Annotated in this window: 14 protein-coding genes; 6 read left to right on the top strand and 8 right to left on the bottom strand. The window is 43.6% G+C overall.

The features are described from left to right. Position 1 precedes the first annotated feature (1 nt). Positions 2–829 (bottom strand): hypothetical protein, encoded by an 828-nt coding sequence (locus ACIGBM_RS12490; RefSeq protein ID WP_397477957.1) that lies wholly within the window; start codon positions 827–829, stop codon positions 2–4. Between the two features lie 646 nt (positions 830–1,475). On the opposite strand from ACIGBM_RS12490, the gene ACIGBM_RS12485 reads away from it, so the two are divergent. Next, positions 1,476–1,775 carry a hypothetical protein gene (locus ACIGBM_RS12485; protein WP_290179020.1) on the top strand — a complete coding sequence of 100 codons (300 nt, stop codon included), beginning with the start codon at positions 1,476–1,478 and terminating at the stop codon, positions 1,773–1,775. Positions 1,776–1,822: 47 nt separating this feature from the next. Here the strand turns inward: ACIGBM_RS12485 and ACIGBM_RS12480 are convergent, their stop codons facing one another. Next, a complete protein-coding gene (locus tag ACIGBM_RS12480; protein ID WP_397477956.1) occupies positions 1,823–2,470 on the bottom strand; it encodes a glutathione S-transferase in 648 nt (215 codons plus the stop codon). Positions 2,471–2,574: 104 nt separating this feature from the next. Continuing rightward, complete coding sequence (locus ACIGBM_RS12475; RefSeq protein ID WP_397477955.1) at positions 2,575–4,107, bottom strand: phosphatase PAP2 family protein; 1,533 nt, start codon at positions 4,105–4,107, stop codon at positions 2,575–2,577. Between the two features lie 256 nt (positions 4,108–4,363). On the opposite strand from ACIGBM_RS12475, the gene ACIGBM_RS12470 reads away from it, so the two are divergent. After that, the gene (locus ACIGBM_RS12470; RefSeq protein WP_397477954.1) at positions 4,364–5,380 is read left to right on the top strand and encodes a bile acid:sodium symporter family protein; all 1,017 of its coding nucleotides are present in this window, start codon (positions 4,364–4,366) and stop codon (positions 5,378–5,380) included. A gap of 264 nt (positions 5,381–5,644) precedes the next feature. Here the strand turns inward: ACIGBM_RS12470 and ACIGBM_RS12465 are convergent, their stop codons facing one another. The 4 genes from ACIGBM_RS12465 to ACIGBM_RS12450 are packed head-to-tail and all read right to left on the bottom strand — an operon-like array spanning position 5,645 to position 9,639. After that, entirely contained in the window at positions 5,645–6,457 is an 813-nt protein-coding gene (locus tag ACIGBM_RS12465) for an SDR family oxidoreductase (RefSeq protein WP_397477953.1), read from the bottom strand. 23 nt (positions 6,458–6,480) lie between these two features. Continuing rightward, a complete protein-coding gene (locus ACIGBM_RS12460; protein ID WP_397477952.1) occupies positions 6,481–7,446 on the bottom strand; it encodes an SDR family oxidoreductase in 966 nt (321 codons plus the stop codon). After that, complete coding sequence (locus tag ACIGBM_RS12455; RefSeq protein WP_397477951.1) at positions 7,439–8,326, bottom strand: bile acid:sodium symporter family protein; 888 nt, start codon at positions 8,324–8,326, stop codon at positions 7,439–7,441. The genes ACIGBM_RS12460 and ACIGBM_RS12455 overlap by 8 nt, the downstream gene beginning before the upstream one ends. Then, positions 8,323–9,639 (bottom strand): flavin-containing monooxygenase, encoded by a 1,317-nt coding sequence (locus ACIGBM_RS12450; protein WP_397477950.1) that lies wholly within the window; start codon positions 9,637–9,639, stop codon positions 8,323–8,325. Before ACIGBM_RS12450 ends, ACIGBM_RS12455 begins: the two co-directional genes overlap by 4 nt. A 396-nt stretch (positions 9,640–10,035) precedes the next feature. On the opposite strand from ACIGBM_RS12450, the gene ACIGBM_RS12445 reads away from it, so the two are divergent. Further along, positions 10,036–12,345: a TonB-dependent receptor gene (locus ACIGBM_RS12445; RefSeq protein ID WP_397477949.1), complete on the top strand. Its 2,310-nt coding sequence runs from the start codon at positions 10,036–10,038 to the stop codon at positions 12,343–12,345. Between the two features lie 96 nt (positions 12,346–12,441). Then, entirely contained in the window at positions 12,442–14,205 is a 1,764-nt protein-coding gene (locus ACIGBM_RS12440) for a multidrug ABC transporter permease/ATP-binding protein (RefSeq protein WP_397477948.1), read from the top strand. A 201-nt stretch (positions 14,206–14,406) separates the two neighbouring features. On the opposite strand, the gene ACIGBM_RS12435 is transcribed toward ACIGBM_RS12440, so the two are convergent. Beyond that, entirely contained in the window at positions 14,407–15,912 is a 1,506-nt protein-coding gene (locus tag ACIGBM_RS12435) for a PepSY-associated TM helix domain-containing protein (protein ID WP_397477947.1), read from the bottom strand. A 433-nt stretch (positions 15,913–16,345) separates the two neighbouring features. On the opposite strand from ACIGBM_RS12435, the gene ACIGBM_RS12430 reads away from it, so the two are divergent. Further along, complete coding sequence (locus ACIGBM_RS12430) at positions 16,346–18,526, top strand: TonB-dependent siderophore receptor (RefSeq protein ID WP_397477946.1); 2,181 nt, start codon at positions 16,346–16,348, stop codon at positions 18,524–18,526. Positions 18,527–18,634: 108 nt separating this feature from the next. Continuing rightward, positions 18,635–19,381: a siderophore-interacting protein gene (locus tag ACIGBM_RS12425; protein WP_397477945.1), complete on the top strand. Its 747-nt coding sequence runs from the start codon at positions 18,635–18,637 to the stop codon at positions 19,379–19,381. The last annotated feature ends 185 nt before the right edge of the window (positions 19,382–19,566 follow it).

The following is a 19,566-nucleotide window of genomic DNA, read 5'->3' as shown; positions in this document are numbered from 1 at the left end:
TCTAGTACCGATGAATAGTCACTCCTGTAGGTGGTCGACTCGTTTCCTGACGTTCAAAACCCCAATTATGTCCATGCCAAAAGTGAGCAGTTTTATCATTGTCATTGAAGCCGATCATTACTATCTCCAATGGTGGTTTTGTCTTTTGAATATGGTGTAAGTATGCTCGAGCTGCCAGCATCAGCCGATACAATAGAAAACCTGATGAGGGGGCTGACGAATGAATATCAGTAAAGTATGGATAATCAGCAACGACTTTGTGATGCTCTGATAGCACACTGTGGTAGATAGGGCTTGACCATAGTTTTTGCATGTTCGAAGGAACATCTAAGATACGTTGAGCAGTGATAGGATCATCATTGGGGCTTGGGTCATCAGCTAATGTTGGAAACTGATAAGGCTGGTTGCTCGTCAGTACCCCTAATGGCGCGACCTCTCTCATTTGCTCCATTACTGATATATGATTGCTTCTAGGCGGTAGGCCAAAATGCAGCTTACTATCACCAATCTGCCGAAAAAACAGCAACTTAGGTAATGAACTAGCTAACTGATGGCTGGCAAAAAAATCATCATGAATAAAGTGATTAAATAACACCAAGACATCATCGGGCTGTAACAACATCTCAAGCTGAGCCGTGGTGACAGCAGGATTATTTGCAATTAGCACGACTCGTTTAGCTTGCTCTAGTGCAGTTTGTATAATGACTGGTAGTGTTAAGAAAGCAGATTGCGCTGTGCTTATATCATCAAATATATATCCGCTATTCTCTGACAGTGAGATACTCTGTTTAAGTGTTGGTTTTTTTGTATTGAACTCTTTATTAGACATAGCAACCTTAGTTAATGTAAATTTTTGATTGCTACTTTAGCATTATTAGCGATTTTTATAGAAAAAGCTTTACCTCTATTATACTCGGATAAAGCCTTATCTTAATAAAAGTCTGCCACTTCTTACTTATTCAACTCAAAAATCATATTTTGCCATTATTTCAATTTTCTGACCTACCAGAATGAGATAGTCGCAACATTTCATAGTAGATAAGTACTATTCGTTGGCACTTCTTCTAAATCATATAGAAAACCTTTCTATATCACTGATACTCTAATTGAGTCATTCCTAGATGACGATTCTTTTATTTAGTAGATGATATATCATCAGCTATCTATCTCAGCTCATTGCCGTAACAACATCTTCCATTTATCTCACAATTAATCAGTAAGGAAACATAGGTTGATCTTCAGTAAGTATCATCTCTAGAGTGTTGCTAGTCTTCCGACCCTTAGCAAAAAGCTCCTAAGATTGTATTAATGGTTCAGTATCGGCTAGAAAAAGTCACCTTTCTTTAACTTTCATAAAAGTACGTAACGCTATAACTCGCTATTATCTACTTATTCAATAGATCGACGTTCAATTCAGATACCTTTGACCATTAAACAAACATGCTTATTTATAATCAGCCTAAAAGGACCTTACTATGAAAAACTTCAACATGAAAAAAATCGCTATCAGCTCACTATTGGCTGTATCTACTTGTTTTGCTATGATCGGTCCAGCGAATGCGGCCCAACAAGTTGTCGTGGTCAAAGACAAACATCAGACAAAACAAGCGGTCGTCGTTAAAGCAAAGCCCAAAGCGAAACAAGTGGTCATGGTTAAAGCAAAACCTAAGGCCAAGCAAGTTGTCGTAGCGAAAGCGAAACCTAAAGCCAAAAAAGTAATCGTCGTTAAAGACAAACATCCAGCACAAAAAGTGGTCGTTGTGAAATCGAGATAGACCAAGCAAGACCGATACCCTATACAGCTTATATAGAACCAACTATATTAAGCAGGGAACACCACTACCTCATCGTCTTCCTGCCATGGCTGAAACTTAGTCATGGCTTGTACAAATAACGGGTGTTCCAACCAGTGTTGTAGCCACAGCTGTAGCTTAGGATAAGGCAATTCATAAAAGACATCACGATCTACATGGGCAAATTGACGAACGAACGGCATGATACCGATATCAGCAACCGTCACGCTATTGCCTAGTAGATACGTATTCTTGGTCAATAACGCTTCTAAATCCTGCAGAAAAATTTCACCCTGTTGTCGATATTCTATTTGAGTCATCTCAGGGTGACGATCGGCATATTTGTAGCGATCGAGCCACTGTTTAAACTCATTGTCGTTTTGTGCTATCAGTGCATTAGCCTGAGATACAACGTTTCCATCCAGCAGTCCCTGAGGATCGTTTTGCTCAAGCGCCCACATCATAATCTCTGCACTCTCTTCAATGACGGATCCATCTGAAAGCTGTAACACAGGAACCGTGCCTTTTGGACTAATCGCTAGCATCTGTTCTGGCTTATTCTTTAGCGTGATTTCTCGTAGCTCTACTGGCAAATCAGCGAATATTAGACCGAGACGAGCGCGCATAGCATAAGGACAGCGACGAAAAGAATATAAGCGAGGCAACGAGGTGTTCATAGATTCCTCCATAGTTGAATAGGAATTAAGCAATAGGTAAAAAGCAAACAAACAAAAATTAGCAGACGCAAACCTACTGACATTAATAGTTATTAAGGCGCTGTTTAATAGGTGACAGACTTATAATTGGCCATAGTTTCTACTAATGACTGTGGTAGATAAGCATCTTTCAGGTGCGCGTGCGGATAATGCTGCTCAATCCATGATTGATAGTTATAGACAGTTAGCGTACCACAATATAATAAATATAAAACCTGCACGCCGATGCTACGTGACAACCCCATTACGCAATGAAAATTAATAAGTGTGATGAGGCTAACCTTTACCTGACTATTTTCTACCTGACTACCCTCTACCAAATTCTCATTATTAGCGGTTATCGGTTGTGTCTCTGCTGATTGTATCAACGCTTCAATTTGTTGAAATAGATCAATGTAGTCTTGGAGCAATACATCATTTAATGGCTGCAAATCCAACAAAGGTAAATACAAGTAATGAACTGTCGTACTCACGCTGCTATTAGCAGCTATTTTAAGATTATGAGCGTGGCTAGATATCTCAGCAGCCAAATCAACAACAATAATTTGATAGCGAACTGTAGGCCGATTGCTTTCTGGCGAACTCGGCAATTCTAATGAGCTGGAGCCAAATAACCAATACGTTAAATAACTACTTAGATCCGTCTGCATCAAGCGAGCTGAAGCAACAACTTTGACCTTGTCATTAATAGCATACGGCGTGAGTGGATACTTTTGACTTTTGGAGAAAACTTTAAAATACCACTGCCCTAAAAGTGACATGCCATTGTAAATAATAATGATTGGCGCAAACTTCATCCAAGTATATACCGTGAGTCGACCGCTACTGGATTTTTGAAACCAGCGTGTATCCCGCATTTGCTTGACCTGTTGATAGGCACAAGCCAACATCGTAAAACTAATCAGCCAATATGCAGCAATGATGATAGCTAAAGTTTCTATAGACTCAGACGCTATCATACTCATATTAGCAAAGTAAAACCCTGCTATCGCTATCAATAAGAATCCTATTACTCCTAGTGTCAGATGCTTGATTACCAGTGCATTACGGATTCGATTTGAGAGTATCAGCACCAACACTGCCAACACTGCTCCGCCGAACATATCTAGCAAATGGTGTTGATACGTCAACACTGTCGACAGGGCAATCAATGTACATATGCCAGTCAGCAATAATCGATAAGCCGCTAAAATCCATCTCTTTTTAGACGCTACAACATCCCATAATGATACGCCAAGCAACATGGCATAACTGACATGCAATGATGGGAGCTGATTGAATGGCTTGTCCACCAATTGCAAAAACTGATAGCCAAATTGCGTCCAATCGTCAGGTATCGAACGATTGTATGAGAAACGAGCAGGATAAAAATAGAAAATTAAACAGGCAAAAATGGTCGTCAAAATTAAGCGGTAGGTCAATAGAGATAATTGCGTGGACGTCCGCACTAAGAAAAAACTAGCCACAAATAAAATCAATGACCAGCTATAAGGAACAATCATAGCGGGAATGAAAGGAACCATGCTGTCAAATGGCGTGGCAAGATTATGAATTTGCGATGGGTAGAGTGTATATAAAGATACGCTATAGGCAGTCATCAAATTATAAAGCAAATAAAATATCGATAACGCAAGACCTAGGTGTTTGAATCTAGTTAAATTTGATGGAGTTTGCAACACCTAGTACCTCGTTTGGCTATTGAATAAACATTTCAAAAAACTTTGGCAATATAATCATAGTTAAAGTTGTCATAATAGCAACTTATTGTTGTCTAAAAACTGCCCAAACCCATTGGAAATACAGTGATTTTGAACTTATACTTGACTATTTTCTGGACTTAGAAGGATTTGAGAAATGCAGTTTTTGAGGATGATAAGTCAGCAGTTGAGTCGATTTACGGCATTGGTTATTATTTTAGCGGCCGCAGTGACATTTATAGAGCCTGCGACTTTTTCTTGGGTGACAGGTGATACCCAAGTCATCGTTCTGGGTGTCATTATGCTCGCAATGGGTATGACACTAGGTAAAGAAGACTATAAGGTGTTGGCCCAGCGCCCGCTTGATATTTTTATCGGTTCAATTATCCAATATACCATTATGCCGATATTAGCGATTAGCGTGGCTAGATTGTTTGATTTATCGCCTGGGCTGACACTGGGTCTAGTATTGGTTGGGACTTGTCCTGGTGGTGTGTCTTCAAACATTATGAGCTACCTTGCCAAAGGTGATGTGGCGTTTTCGGTAGGTATGACCACCGTATCGACCATCATTGCACCGTTAGTGACGCCACTTTGGCTCAATTATTTGGTTGGTCAATCTGTAGAAATGGATGGCTGGGGTATGTTCCGCTTTATGCTATTAGTGACATTGTTGCCAGTCGCTATCGGCTCTATGTTAAACATACTATTTCAAAACAAACACTGGTTTAATGATGTACGTGCGGTGATGCCAGGCGTGGCTGTATTAGCTTTCGCCGCTATCGTCGGTGGCGTTGCCGCTGTATTTGGTGATCAGTTCTTGCAGTCAGGGCTAGTCGTTATCTTGGCCATTGCGGTACACAATATCGTCGGCTATGTATTGGGCTACTACTCAGGTGCCTTATTTGGTATGAGCAAACCCAAAAAACGCACCATATCTATCGAGGTTGGCGTACAAAATGCAGGTCTGGCCACGGGCTTAAGCACTAAGTTTTTCCCTGGTAATGCAGAGTCCGCCATCGCTGCCGCCGTTGCTTGTATTTGGCACTCTGTTTCTGGCTCTATATTGGCCAATATCTTTGCTTGGTGGGATAAGCGTCAGGAGGTGAAAAATCCTACCGTCATCGAGACTCAAGAGACCATGGAGCTTGGTAAACCAATCAGAAATCATTAGTACTAATAAAGATAATACTGAGCTAGGTAATATTGAACTAGCTCATAAAGGTAAAACGCTATGAGTTAAAACACTATGCTAGATTATTGTTTCTAGCATAGCGCTTTCTCATAAAGCACCTTCTAATACAGAGTCTTTCAACATAGATTTTTTTAACATAGTGGCTTCTAATATAGCGCTCTTCAGCATAGTATTTTTAGCATAGCACTATCGATAATTTGCATGAACTACTAGCCTCTCTTCTAGGTTCTCACTTAACGTAGTCTACCGCAACTCACTTCCAAAACGTTTACGCACCTGACGCAAGTACAAAGCTGGTGCAATACGCCACAGTAAGCTGCCAAAGCGTGAGAGAGGGTCCGGCAATATCCAACGTTTGCGCCGCTGCAAACCTTGATCGATCTGTTCGGCCATCCATTCAGAACTACGAATATTACCGATCATTGAGCGTGGATGCTTTGCGATACTACCATCACGGCCGAGCGCGTGGTTCTCGATAGGTGTATCAAGAAAGCTGGGATAGACCATAAGAATATGTATCCCCTCAGACTCTAGCTCCAAGCGCAATACTTCAAAGAACTGGGTCAGCGCACCCTTTGCCGCACAATACGCTGCCCGTCCAGGAACGGGCATCCAGCCAGCCATTGAGCCGATACAGATAATTTGACCTTTAGATTCTCGTAACATCGGTAACGCAGCCATGGTTAGCTCCACTGCCCCTTGCCAATCTACCGCCATTACTTTGCGAAACACCGCAGGATCAGTCTGATGTGCTGGTGATCGATGGGTAATTCCAGCATTGTTCACCAATAGATCAAGACGGCCAAAGCGCTCGCTAACTTGCTCAAGAAGCGCAGCAATATCATCAATTTGAGTAATATTAGTGACGACTGTCATGACTCTAGCAGAGTCCTCTAACTCACGAGCGCGGGCAATCAGCGCTTGCTCATCTATATCAGCGAGTACTAAGTGATGTCCAGCAGCATACCAGTACTGTGCCATTGCCCAACCAAGTCCTGATGCAGCACCAGTGATTAAAGTAACATTTATTGATGATATTGATGATATTGATGACATTGATGGCATCGATGATTATCTCCCTATTTGGGTTTACGCAACCCATTGCATTCGATGAAGTACTCGAAGGTTTCGGCAGACGTTTTTTCTAAACAATAACCAAACTCTTCTTTGAGTCGCCTGTTACTCAGTACTGGGCGATAACGCAAAAAATTAACCTGCTCTGGCCCTGTTGGCTTACCGCTCCACTTTGCCACCTGTAAGCCAGCTTTAACCAAACCCACTGGCAGGGTCAATAACGGTTTATTAAGTCGGTTTGCGATATCCTTCATCGTTAGCGCGCCATCGCCTGCCATGTTGTAGATGCCAGTTTTGTCCTCGCAAATACCTATTTCCATAGCGCCGATCACGTCTTGATCCCAAATAAACACAAAGGGCGACTCACTGCCTTTGAGCGCAAGCACACGCGGTGCCATAAACAGACTGGTAATTTGATTGCGCGTATCAGCGCCTAGTACGGTGCCAGGTCGAAAGATCAGCTGCTGTAGTTGCGGATGCTGCTCGCGAAAATCTGCAAGCATTTCCTCGACCTGTCTTTTGTGATCCGAGTAAGCAAACTCAGGGTTACCACGTAGGGCATCTTGCTCATCAATCCATTCAGGATTGTCAGCGTGATAGCCGTAGGCAGCACCCGAGCTGGTGAGCGTTATATGTGTAATATTTGCTTTGATGCAGCAATCAAGTACGTTGCGCGTGCCATTGACATCGATATCATAGTCACGAGCACGATCTTTTGATGCTTGTAAGATAGAGGCGAGATGCACGACATGAGTGATACCCTCTTCTTTTAGTAGCGCTGCCAAACGCTCATCACGCACATCTAATACGTGAATTGGAAAGTCTAGGTCATCACGCTTGCGAATATCTGTGCCGACGACATGATAATGAGCAGCCAGACGATTGCCCAGTTGATGGCCGATGTAACCTGCGGCACCAGTGATTAATATACGTTTATTCACTATGCTTTTATTTATTACGCTTTTATTCATAGGGTATCCGTGCCCAAATTTGTGAAAGTGTCAGTCCTGACACCAAATGCCATACGCCCCAGAACGCCGTGATCAGCATCATGCCACCTGCCTCTGGGAAAAAAGTAAATAAAATAACCAGTCCTAGCCCTGAGTTTTGTATTCCTACTTCTAAAGTCACCGCGCGCCGATCCGCGACTGGCAACTTGAGCACCAGCCCCATGCCATAACCTAACGAAAGCGCCAATAAATTATGGCCAACGACCAACCAAAAGAAGCTATGAAAACGCTCTAAAAATAGCGCAAAATTGCTATAAAAAGCGATTGCCACAAAAGCCATCAGCACGAGTAGGGAGAAAATACGTAATGGCTTTTGAATACGTACGACCAGATCAGGTAAGCGTCGCCCTGTTACCATCCCTAGCACTAAAGGTAACGCTAACACTAATAGAACCAGTAACAGAATACTGCTAGGATCCATCGTTATCTTTGTCAGATACTCACGCGTGTGTGGGTTAAGCCAACCGTAAAAGGCAAAATTGACTGGTGTTAATATAGCTGCAGCGAGGCTTGATACCGCAGTCATACTGACTGACACCGCGACATTACCGCGTGCCAGCCAAGTCATAATGTTAGAAAAACTACCACCTGGGCAAGAAGCGACCAGAATCATTCCTAGCGCCAACTCAGGATCGATATTCAACGCCCACGTAAACAGACACGTGGCTAGGGGCAGTAGAAAGAACTGAGCGAACAGACCCGCTATCGGCGCAATGGGAGACAAAACGATACGCTTAAAATCTTCGAGACGTAAACTCAATGACACGCCAAACATCATTAGCGCCAAGATCAGATTGAGCAGAATTAAGCTCCGTGGCTCAAACGCCACTGCCGCTATCATATTTCTGATGCCAATACAGGCTGCTCTGTTTCGAGCTCAGCGATATGCTTGGACAACGTCTCTAAGTATTCATCTTTATTCACGTAATATGCCATACGCGCAAGCTTAATATAATCATAGCCACCATCGAGCGTTTTGCCAGTACGCTGACGTTTCACTTTATTGAACTGTTTAACGGCTGCTGTATTTTGCTGACGCTGCTGAATATATAGTGCAACGAGCCGCGCTTGTTGATTTCGACCCTCCCAACCTAATCCTGCTGCCTCAACCATACCCATCATAAATAAATTATCATGCTCAGGATGAAAGACATTCATATAAAGCTGCGGAGCGTCATGATTGGCAGGCCAATTAAGCTGCGCGCGCTCAATAAATGGATAATCAAGCAAGTATCCGGTGGCCATTAAAATCAAATCATAATCATGACTTTCACCATCACTAAAGCTCACCGTATGACCATCGATGCGGCGAATATCACGGCGCGCCTTAATATCGCCATGACCCAAATGATGTAATACCAATGAATTGACCACAGGATGTGATTCGTACATGCGATAGTTTGGGTTTGGCAGTCCATAATCAGAAGGTTTACCGATGACCATACGAATCATCGCCGCATCCATACGCTGCTTAACTGGGCGCGGTAACTTTAGTCTTCCGCCTAGTGTGTCAATGGGTTGACCCTTGATAAATTTGGGCAGAAAGTAATAACCGCGGCGCAGACTGATATCTACTGATTTGGCATGATGTACCGCGTCAACAGCGATATCAGCGCCCGAGTTACCACAGCCAACGATCAACACACGTTTGTCATTAAACACTGACGGGCTACGATATTCGGAAGAATGCATCAACGTGCCTGCAAACGTACCTGGCAAACTTGGTATATTAGGGGTATGTAAAGTACCATTTGCCATGAGTACACCATCAAACAGTCGCGATTGCTTTTGACCATTACACTCACTGACTAAGCGCCAGCCGTCGCTTTCAGGCACCATGCTGACCACGCGCGTGGAGAATTCATAATGTGACTTTAGATTGAACGTATCCGAAAAATCGCGGAAGTACTGACGGAGCTGGGTATGATGAGGATACGCCGCGACTGAGTCACTCATAGGAAACTCTTTGAACTCCGTCATACGCTTGGACGAAATCAAATGGGCACTTTCATACATGGTACTATGCGGATTGTCGATATCCCATAGGCCCCCTACATCTGTATGTAGCTCAAAGCCGACAAAAGGAATATTGAATTTTTGCAAATTTCGGGCTGCAGCGAGCCCCATTGGACCTGCTCCAATTACTGCGTACATAAGCGCCACCTTAGAAATCCATTTCAATGATATAAATCAGTCAATTCCGTTTGACTGCACCTCTGGTGGGCAATACCAGCGTACTCCATGCCCGTGATAAAACAATAGCATACATTGATACATGAACTGGCTCAAATGAATAAATTGTCCATACAGGCTACTTATAACAGGTAAACCCATCCTCTGCTTTGTACTTCTTTTTTGCTCTCTCTATACAGCCTACTCTTCACCAGATGTAAAAGCACTGCCCTATTTATAGACGATGCTATTAGCACCTTATTAAACGACATCCGTACTTTATTCAAACCTAGTATATTTAAAATTGACTCAGTAATTCATTGTAATAGAAATGATTATCATTATAATAACGATTTAAATTACATGCTGGAAATATTCATGCAACTGTCTCGCTTATCTGCTGCTTTGTTTCGTCTTAACTCTCTGAATGTGTCTGGCGCTTCTCTTCGATTAGCGTCCATACCTTCACGCCTAGTATCGACGAAATCGCTACCTCTAAAAACACTATGTTCAGTCATCATACTAACCACAAGTCACTCGGCATGGGCGCTAGTAGATGATGTAGATGCTCAAACCACTCCTAATGTGGTACTTGATACTATCGTAGTCACCAGCAGTGCTGATGCGTCAGCAGATGGGCTACCTAGCGCATATGAAGGTGGACAGGTGGCGACCGGCAGCCGAGTCGGACTCTTGGGCAATCAAGACATCATGGACACGCCGTTCTCTACCACCTCATATACCAATGAATATATCGCCAATCAGCAAGCGCAAAGTGTGGGCGATCTACTCAAAAAAGATCCTACTGTTCGTGTGGCAAGAGGTTTCGGTAACTTTCAAGAAGCATATTTTATGCGTGGGTTTGTGACCACCTCAGATGACACGATGTTCAATGGTCTATACGGCATCTTACCAAGACAGTATATTGCAACTGAATTGTTCGAGCGCGTCGAGGTCCAGCGCGGTGCCTCAGCGATGCTAAATGGCGCGGCACCGAGTGGTGGTAACGCAGGCGGTACTATCAACCTGTTACCCAAACGAGCGGATAATGAGCCACTACGTCAGCTAACGCTTGGTTATGGTCAAGGCGACCAAGGTAAGGTCGCAGTAGATGTCAGTGATCGCTTCGGTAGCGATGATGCGATTGGTGTTCGTTTTAATGCTGCTTATCAAGATGGTGACAGCGCTATCGATGATGAGTCGTCGACCTTGGGTTTGGCTGCCCTTGGTTTAGACTATAGAGGAGATCAATATCGTCTATCGGCTGATTTAGGCTGGCAAGACAACAAACTATCAGAGACTCGTCCTAGTGTGACGCTTGCCGGTCTCTCTCATGTACCAAAAGCACCAGACGGCTCAAAAAACTGGGCGCAGCCTTGGAGTTATTCAAACGAGGAGGATGTCTTTGGTACGATTCGCGGAGAATATGATTTTAATGACAATATTACTGGTTATGGTGCCTACGGTATCAGACATGGTGATGAGGACAACTCGTTAGCCAACCTTACAGTATCTGACGCAGATGGCACTGGCTCAACCTATCGCTTTGATAACGTTCGAGAAGATAAAGTTCAGAGTGCTGAGCTTGGTCTGCGTGGTCAATGGCAAACAGGTAAGATTGATCACAACTGGGTACTAGCCGCCGATCTTTATGATCAAGAAGAAAAAGGCGCTTACGCTTTTGACTTTGGTAACCAACTCGCGACCAATTTGTACAGCCCGACAGATTATGACAATGCGTGGTCAGATACCGCTTTCTTTGGCGGAAGTTTTGATGATCCTAAGCGAACGAGTGAAACTCAATTACAGAGTTTTGCGTTTGCAGACACGTTCTCACTGTTCAACGATAAGCTAAAAACTACGGTAGGCGTACGTCATCAGAATATCAAAACGACCAGCTACGACTACAATACCCAAGCCAAAACAGCTGACTATGATGAAAGCGCATGGACACCAAGCGTTGGTATCGTTTATCAGCCAACGATGGACTGGTCTGTATATGGTAATTATATCGAAAGTCTTGCCAAAGGTGCCGCTGCACCATTGGTTGATAATTCTGGCAATGCCATAACCAATGCAGGACAAAACCTAGATCCCTATGTAAGCAAACAAACTGAGCTGGGCGTGAAATACGACAATGGTGTGATTGGTAGCAGTTTTGCCATATTCCATACTGATGAGCCACGAGCTTATATCGATGACAATAATACGTTTACCGCGACTGGCGAGAACCGTCATCAAGGTGCTGAGCTGACTGTCTTTGGTAGCCCAAGTGAAAACATGCGCCTCAATGCTGGTGTTACTTACTTAAGTGCTAAGCAAAAAGACACTGGTGATAGTGCATTAGATGGCAATAGCGTTATTGGCCTGCCTACTTTACAGAGCAATGTCAACCTAGAGTATGATTTAGCCGCAGTTGAAGGACTGACATTAACGGGCGATGTTATCCATACAGGCTCTCGTTATTCGGATAATGCCAATACCTTAAAAGTTGATGGTTATACTACCTTAGACCTTGGTGCACGCTATCGCACTATGCTGGCAGGACAAGACGTTACTCTAAAAGGTATGGTGACCAATGTCACGGGTGAAGACTACTGGCAGTCTGTAGGTGGTTTACCAGGCTATGGCTATCTAAATGCGGGCGAGCCAACGGCCTTAAAAGTATCGGCAACGTTCGACTTTTAAGCTTTATTAGTAGGCTTTATTAGGTTCTATAAAGGGGATTAGGCGCGACCTACTCCCTTTTCTACTATCAGAAATTTATTTTATTACTGAGTTACTATGTCTTCTCATACCACAGCGTCCTCTCGTACGACCGCTTCTTTATATCATATGATTTGGGCGAATTATCGTCTGCCTTTTCTCAAAGTCATTCTGCTAAATCTGATCAATGCCGCTGTCAGTGTCGGTATTATTGCCTATATCAATCACACGTTTATCAGTCAGCCAGTATTTGATACTTTATCTTGGCTTAGCTTGGGGCAGTTTTCACTGCTAGTGTTGTTACTGCTAGTGACAACATTTTTATCGCAATATGCCTTAACGCGATTGGGACATCGATTTGTCTATGAGCTTAGAACCAAATTGGTCAAACAAATCATCGATACCACCGTTCCTCAAATAGATCATTTGGGTAGTGCACGCTTACTTGCCAGCTTGTCTTCAGATATTCAATCAATTACCGTTGCTTTTGTCCGTATGCCAGAGCTGGTACAAGGTATTATTTTATCTGTTGGCGTTGGGCTATATCTGGGCTGGTTATCGTTGCCATTATTGTTCATTGTCATGTTTTGGATTGTGATGACGATTTGGATCAGTACCATATTGGTCAAGCATGTCTATACGCATTTGACCGAGTTGAGAGAGATTAATGACGCGTTATATCAGGACTATCAATCGATAATAGAAGGTCGCAAAGAGCTAGCACTTAACCAACACCGAGCAGAAAAACTGTATACAGATGACTTCTTAGCTCATGCCAAATCGTACGAGAAGACCGTAACCAAGTCTGATACTTTTCATTTATCAGCGGTGAACTGGTCCAATATTATGATGTTCGCATCGATTGGTATCGTGTTTGCAGTAGCTAATTATCTTGATATACCCATGGGAGTTGCCACTACTTTTTCTTTGACGATTTTGTTTATGCAGTCGCCGCTCCTACATGCGGTTGGTGCTTACCCAACATTGCAGACCGCCCAAGTTGCGCTAGAAAAGATACAGTCTTTAGAATTGGCCGAGCATCAGCCGAGCTTTGCGACAGATACTGTTGCACAGGACTGGCAGTCCATAACTCTGAATAATATCAATTATCGCTATGTAGGCAGTAGTAGTCATGCACCAGAAACGGCGGTTAATGATAGTGCTCAAAATAGCGATAACAGTGATAACAATCAAAACCCTGCCAATAACATCTTAAAATCCGTCAATTTAACTTTGCGACGAGGTGACGTGGTTTTCTTAATCGGTGCGAATGGTAGCGGTAAATCCACCCTTGCCAAAATCATTACTGGTATCTTTACCCCTACCACAGGAACGGTACAAGTCGATGGACAAAGCGTTGATTCAGAGAACAATGCCGATTTTAGACAGCTGTTTTCTGCAATTTTTAGCGACCAGCATTTGTTTAAGCAACTGATTGGAGATCAAGGCAATGAGCCTGATGCTGACCTAGTGTCTGACTGGCTGCATAAGCTCAATCTACAAGAAAAAGTAAGTGTGTCTGACCATAAACTCTCTACAGATAAGCTGTCGCAAGGTCAGAGAAAACGCTTGGCAATGCTAATCGCTGTCGCCGAACAAAAAGACATATTACTGCTCGATGAGTGGGCAGCCGACCAAGACCCTGCCTTTCGCCGCGTGTTTTACCAAACGCTCATCCCTGAGCTAAAAGCCATGGGTAAGACACTGTTTATCATCAGTCATGATGACGGTTATTTTGAGCATGCTGATCGATTATTACTGATGAAAGAAGGCCGTCTCATTGAGCTAAATGCCGAAGAGCGACAGCGTGCCAGCAAAGATGCCATTGCTATGCTTAAGTAAGCAATGCTTTAACTACTAGCATGGACCGGACTATTTCAATCCCATAAAACGTTTGATCAACTTTAAGCTAAGTAGCAGTTAATCTGAGCAGTTTTTGAAATAATTCGTTCTTAAAATAGGCAATTTTTAAGCAAAAAAAGGAGCGCCTTACTATAAGGCGCTCTTTTACTATATTGAGAACAACGATATCTTACCGTTCGCTTATTTTAACCATTTCTGTAAAAACCCAACTCGAGAAATCACAAAGAAGTCTAATAGTGCGATAGCTATAATCGCGATAATAGCAGTCGGGAATATGATAGCCACAACTAATAAAGGAATGGCAAACGGCCACCAGACGGAAATATTTAAGCCGCGAGCTGGTGGGTTTAATCCCGCGCTATCACTCGCATGACGAGGGCGACGCTGCCACCACATGATATAGCCACTGACACAAATAGCGATTACTGCTAGGCAAAATAGTACATTAGCCAATACGCTCCACCATCCAAGCGTACCCATATGCAGCGCGATACCGGCCGCCATAAACTTACCAAACGCATTATAGTCGTCAAAATGAATATCAGCTAAGACATTACCCGAATAACGGTCGATATGTACCGTACGATCTGCTGTCGGACTTTTCATATCATAGCTCATTGAATCTTGGCTAATGGTCCAGACGCCCGTACTACCTTGTGGTAGGTTCAATTGATAACGCCCTTCAAAACCGATTTCACGAGCGTAGCGATCCACCGTATCAATCATAATCGGTATATTGGCAGCGATACCATCTTTACCCATAGTCGTGCCTGACACAGGCATTGGCGTCAGCTCAAGCACCCAAGGAACTTCTTTGGTGTCGCCCGAGTTTAGAGCACTGCCATGTGTGGGTGCTTCAGTATTCGCTTCAGGCGCTGACGCACCATGTACATGCGGCGCTGGTGTAGACTCTTGCATAGCAGCATGCTGACTGTGATCAATCGATACGGGAACAGGCGCAACGCCCCACTTACCCGCAGGAAACTGGCTCCATGCTTGCACCACTCTTTCGCCCCATACACCTGCCCATGCCATGCCTGATATACAGAAAAACAGTAGCAGCACAGATATCCAACTACCCAATGTCGCATGAATCGTACGGATAAAAGAGCGCTTTTTCTTATTGGTTACCCTTTCATTAGGTATCAGCATCGCTTTGACTGATTTACGTTTTTGCCACCACAGATACCAACCAGACAAAATCATCAAAATGGTCAATGATGCCGCCGTTTCTAACAAGTAATCACCAACTTTACCAATCAGCAAATCACTGTGAATATCGTTAAACGTACTATAAAGACCGCTACTGGTAGGCACACTTTGGACGATATCAGCCGTATAAGGGTTGACTGCCACCATATTGCTTTGGTCGTCTGATTTTATCTGAAATAAAGCCACCGTATCGGTATCACGAGGGGCGATATATTTAATCAGCGTGCTATCAGGCAAGGTGCTCAGCGCGTTTTTTGCTTGAGTAGAGACAGGTGCTTGAACCGTAGACTCTGGCACGACAACCGTTAAGCGGTCGTTGTCACGTCCTACTGTGTTGGACATAAACAGCATACCGAGCGCCGTTATCGCCAAAACAACTAAAAAGGGAGCAACAAAAATGCCTGCATAAAAATGCCAACGCCACACTGTGAAATAGCGCTGGTTATTGGTGGATTGGTTGGAGGGTTTGTCCATAAATGTGACCTTAAACAATCTTTGGTTGCTCAATGAACAACGTAAACCTATCGATAATAATGGTATATCTGCTTGCAAGACCAATCTTAAAGAGTCTCAAAGCAATCTAGAATAAAGCCGTACAGTGACTGCAATACAGCGATGTAAAAAATCTACTGTAAATAATTGTATTTAGAATGCTGCTGCATAATACGAGAAAAGTCTGACAAAAACCATCGTTTAAAACACATCGTTCAAAACAGCAAGTCTGCGTGACTCTATTCGCAATACTCTGTCTTTAGCCTCTTACTAATGGTGCAAATACTTCTCAAAACTGTCTCGTTGTAATTTTTTAATGATAATAATTATCATTAGTGTTATTATTAGCGTCGTTGTAAATTTGCTTTAACTGTCACAAATAATATCTAATCATTTTAGTCCAAGAGGAAATCTGATGCGGTCTCATCTAACCAATAACGTCATTCGCAAAAAATATCTCACCACAGCAGTACAAATTGGCCTGATCATGGGTATGAGTCACGCCGCTTACGCTGTAGAGACGACAAACAATACTGAAAACGATGAGGCTGCTACACCATCAGCCACCTTAGATGCTATTACCGTCTACTCAGATGGCTATCGTAGTACTGGCACCAAAACTGCATTGGACCCAAACGATGCGCCAATGAGCTATACCAGAATCGATCAAGACCTGTTGCAAAAGCGTCAGGCAGATAGCGTCAATGCTGCATTACGTTATGAGCCAGGCGTAAGCTCTGAAAGCCGCGGTACGGTATCTGTCTTTGATGAGTACAATATCCGCGGATTTAAAACCTATTCAAACTTTTATGACGGACTAAGACTGCCCTACGATGGCGCTTGGAACCTAATGCCACAAGTCGATGTCTATGCGACTGAAGCGGTCGAAGTCGTGAAAGGTCCCGCCTCTTCCCTTTATGGCTATGCAGCACCCGGTGGCATGGTGAACCAAATAGCCAAAGCCCCTAAGAACATTCAAGAAAACGAAGTACAGCTACGACTCGGCAATCAAAACCTAAAAGAAGTGGCCGTCGATAGCACGGGGCCTATCACGGACACCTTGAACTATCGCCTAGTCGCGCTAAAACGCCAAAAAGATGGTCAAATGCAAACCACAGAAGAAGAGCGATTGCTGATTAATCCATCGCTTGAATGGCAGGCAACTGATGATGTTTCTGTACTTGCTAATCTGTTTTATCAAGACGATCCAGAGATGGTACCATCTACCCCATTGCCTGCTGTCGGCACCGTCTATAATGCAAGCTATGGCAAGCTTGACAGTGATGCCTATGCAGGCGATGAATGGAATAAGTTTAGTAAAGAAGTATTTATGCCAAGCGTCACCGTAAACTGGGACATCAATGACCAGTTAACTTTTAAACATATCATGCGCTATACCGATGCCGAGGCGCAGCAACGCAATATGTATAACAGTGGAGGGTTTGTAGAGGGCAGTGACACGATTCTCAATCGCGTGGCTTATACCACGGATGAGAGCATGAATAACTGGACCACGGACAACCAGCTTGCCTATAAATTCAATACAGCTAACACCTCACACAATCTACTGTTCGGTGTTGAGTATCAAGAGACAGATAGCAGCGCGACTTACTATGATGCTGGGGCAGATGGCACGCCAAATCTTGATTTATCTAATCCAGATTACTCACAAATCAATGCTGACACTCTGCCATTAGATGCTTATCGTCAAGAGGAAGATATCGAACAAAGCCAGCTTGGTTTTTATGTACAAGATGAAATGAAGTGGAAAGACTGGACCGTAGTGGCAGGCTTACGTCACGATAATTTTGACAGTATCACTGAGCAAACCAAAGCCACTGAAGGCGTCATCTATAGCGACAAAACCATTGACAATGATGCGTCAGAAACCAGTGGTCGTTTCGCTGCTATTTATGACTTTGGTAATGGTCTCTCCCCTTATGCCAGCTACTCGCAGTCATTCCAGCCTGTGGTCGGTAGTAACTTTATTACCAATGAACCATTTAAGCCAACCACTGCCGATCAAGTAGAAGCTGGGGTGAAGTACTTATCAAAAGATCGTGCCACTCAAGGAACGCTTGCCGTATTTGATATCACACAAAAAAACGTCGTAGTAGCGGATGAAATCAACTACAGAAGCCAAACGCAAACTGGTGAAATTGAATCAAAAGGCTTTGAGATGTCAGGCAGTCGCATGCTCAATGACTGGGTAGATCTCGCGGCAAGCTATAGCTATACCGATGCTGAGATCACAGAAGATGAGTTCAACCCTGATGTAGTCGGCAATACCCCTGCTCAAACTGCCAAACACAAAGCCACGCTATGGGCAGACTACTATGCTACGGACAAACTCACTCTAAATGCTGGCATTCGCTACGAAGACGGCATGCAGATTGACAAACAAAACTCAGATGAACTGCCAAGTGTGACGCTGGTAGATGTCGGCGGCAGCTATCAGATCAACCCTATGCTGGCTGTGGGTGCTAGTATCAACAATCTGTTTGATAAGACCTATGTTGGTGCTTGTTATGACATCAATAACTGCTGGATGGGACCTGAACGTCAAATGTCAGTCAGCCTAAAAGCCAATTTTTAATCAAATTTACAAGCAGCGGGTTGGTGCTATTAGTAAGCCAACCCCTAACCCCTAACCCCTGACCCCTAACCCCTGACCCCTGACCCGCTGTTAGAAGGAAAGCACAATATGGCAAAACCTACTCCAAGAGTACTAGAAGTTATTGGCACTAGATACATTACGCCAAATATGTGCCGTGTCACGCTTGGCGGTGCTGGCATGGTTGATTTTCCTATCGATCAAGAAAGTGCTTATATCAAACTGATATTCCCTCAAGATGCAGGTAGCCGCCCACTGATGCGTACTTATACGGTGAGCGTGCAACGTGATGACGCAATAGATATTGATTTTGCTTTACATGAGACGGAAGGACCTGCATCGGCATGGGCACGAAATGTGCAAGTCGGCGATCAAATTCTGATAGGTGGTCCAGGGCCAAAAAAACTCATTAACAATGAAGCAGATTGGTTTTTATTAGTCGGCGATATGACCGCGCTACCAGCGATTATGGTCAACTTAGCCCAGTTGCCTACTGATGCTCGTGGTTACGCAGTACTTGAGGTAACGACTGAGGCAGATCGTCAGACACTCAAAAAACCAGAGAACGTCGAGATACATTGGGTGATTAATGCGCATCCAAATGCAGATGATAGCCCTTTACTGGACTGTGTTAAATCTTTGAACTGGCTTGATGGTCGACCTGCTGTTTGGGCAGCGTGTGAATTTCATAGTATGCGAGCACTGCGCCAGTACTTCAAAGTTGAGCGCGCGATACCAAAGACGCATTTATATGTTTCTAGCTACTGGAAAGTCGATAGCACAGAGGATCAGCATAAAATCGTCAAAAGTCAGGATGCGCAAACGGAAGATCAGTAGTTACGTATTTCGAAACAAAAAAGGTGGAGCTAATATTAGCCCCACCTTTTTTTATCAATCATCACTTATCATGCTTCAACCACCTTCCCCTCTTTAACCCGACTAATCGTCAGCCCCGTGAACCCAAACAGCAATGTCAGCAGCAATGACAAATAACAGAAGAATGCATAAGGTAGATAGTCTAA

Source organism: Psychrobacter sp. NPDC077938 (assembly GCF_044542635.1).
Taxonomy (GTDB): domain Bacteria; phylum Pseudomonadota; class Gammaproteobacteria; order Pseudomonadales; family Moraxellaceae; genus Psychrobacter.
The sequence above is the reverse complement of the archived record's forward strand: the minus strand, read 5'-3'. Positions and strand labels throughout refer to the sequence as shown.

Excerpts from the sequence above, each read along its gene's own strand:
- ACIGBM_RS12485 (WP_290179020.1), top strand. The coding sequence starts at position 1,476 with ATGAAAAACTTCAACATGAAAAAAATCGCTATCAGCTCACTATTGGCT.
- ACIGBM_RS12470 (WP_397477954.1), top strand. The coding sequence starts at position 4,364 with ATGCAGTTTTTGAGGATGATAAGTCAGCAGTTGAGTCGATTTACGGCA.
- ACIGBM_RS12460 (WP_397477952.1), bottom strand. The coding sequence starts at position 7,446 with ATGAATAAAAGCGTAATAAATAAAAGCATAGTGAATAAACGTATATTA.
- ACIGBM_RS12430 (WP_397477946.1), top strand. The coding sequence starts at position 16,346 with ATGCGGTCTCATCTAACCAATAACGTCATTCGCAAAAAATATCTCACC.
- ACIGBM_RS12440 (WP_397477948.1), top strand. The coding sequence starts at position 12,442 with ATGTCTTCTCATACCACAGCGTCCTCTCGTACGACCGCTTCTTTATAT.
- ACIGBM_RS12475 (WP_397477955.1), bottom strand. The coding sequence starts at position 4,107 with ATGACTGCCTATAGCGTATCTTTATATACACTCTACCCATCGCAAATT.
- ACIGBM_RS12425 (WP_397477945.1), top strand. The coding sequence starts at position 18,635 with ATGGCAAAACCTACTCCAAGAGTACTAGAAGTTATTGGCACTAGATAC.
- ACIGBM_RS12480 (WP_397477956.1), bottom strand. The coding sequence starts at position 2,470 with ATGAACACCTCGTTGCCTCGCTTATATTCTTTTCGTCGCTGTCCTTAT.
- ACIGBM_RS12450 (WP_397477950.1), bottom strand. The coding sequence starts at position 9,639 with ATGTACGCAGTAATTGGAGCAGGTCCAATGGGGCTCGCTGCAGCCCGA.
- ACIGBM_RS12455 (WP_397477951.1), bottom strand. The coding sequence starts at position 8,326 with ATGATAGCGGCAGTGGCGTTTGAGCCACGGAGCTTAATTCTGCTCAAT.
- ACIGBM_RS12490 (WP_397477957.1), bottom strand. The coding sequence starts at position 829 with ATGTCTAATAAAGAGTTCAATACAAAAAAACCAACACTTAAACAGAGT.
- ACIGBM_RS12445 (WP_397477949.1), top strand. The coding sequence starts at position 10,036 with ATGCAACTGTCTCGCTTATCTGCTGCTTTGTTTCGTCTTAACTCTCTG.
- ACIGBM_RS12435 (WP_397477947.1), bottom strand. The coding sequence starts at position 15,912 with ATGGACAAACCCTCCAACCAATCCACCAATAACCAGCGCTATTTCACA.
- ACIGBM_RS12465 (WP_397477953.1), bottom strand. The coding sequence starts at position 6,457 with ATGTCATCAATATCATCAATATCATCAATAAATGTTACTTTAATCACT.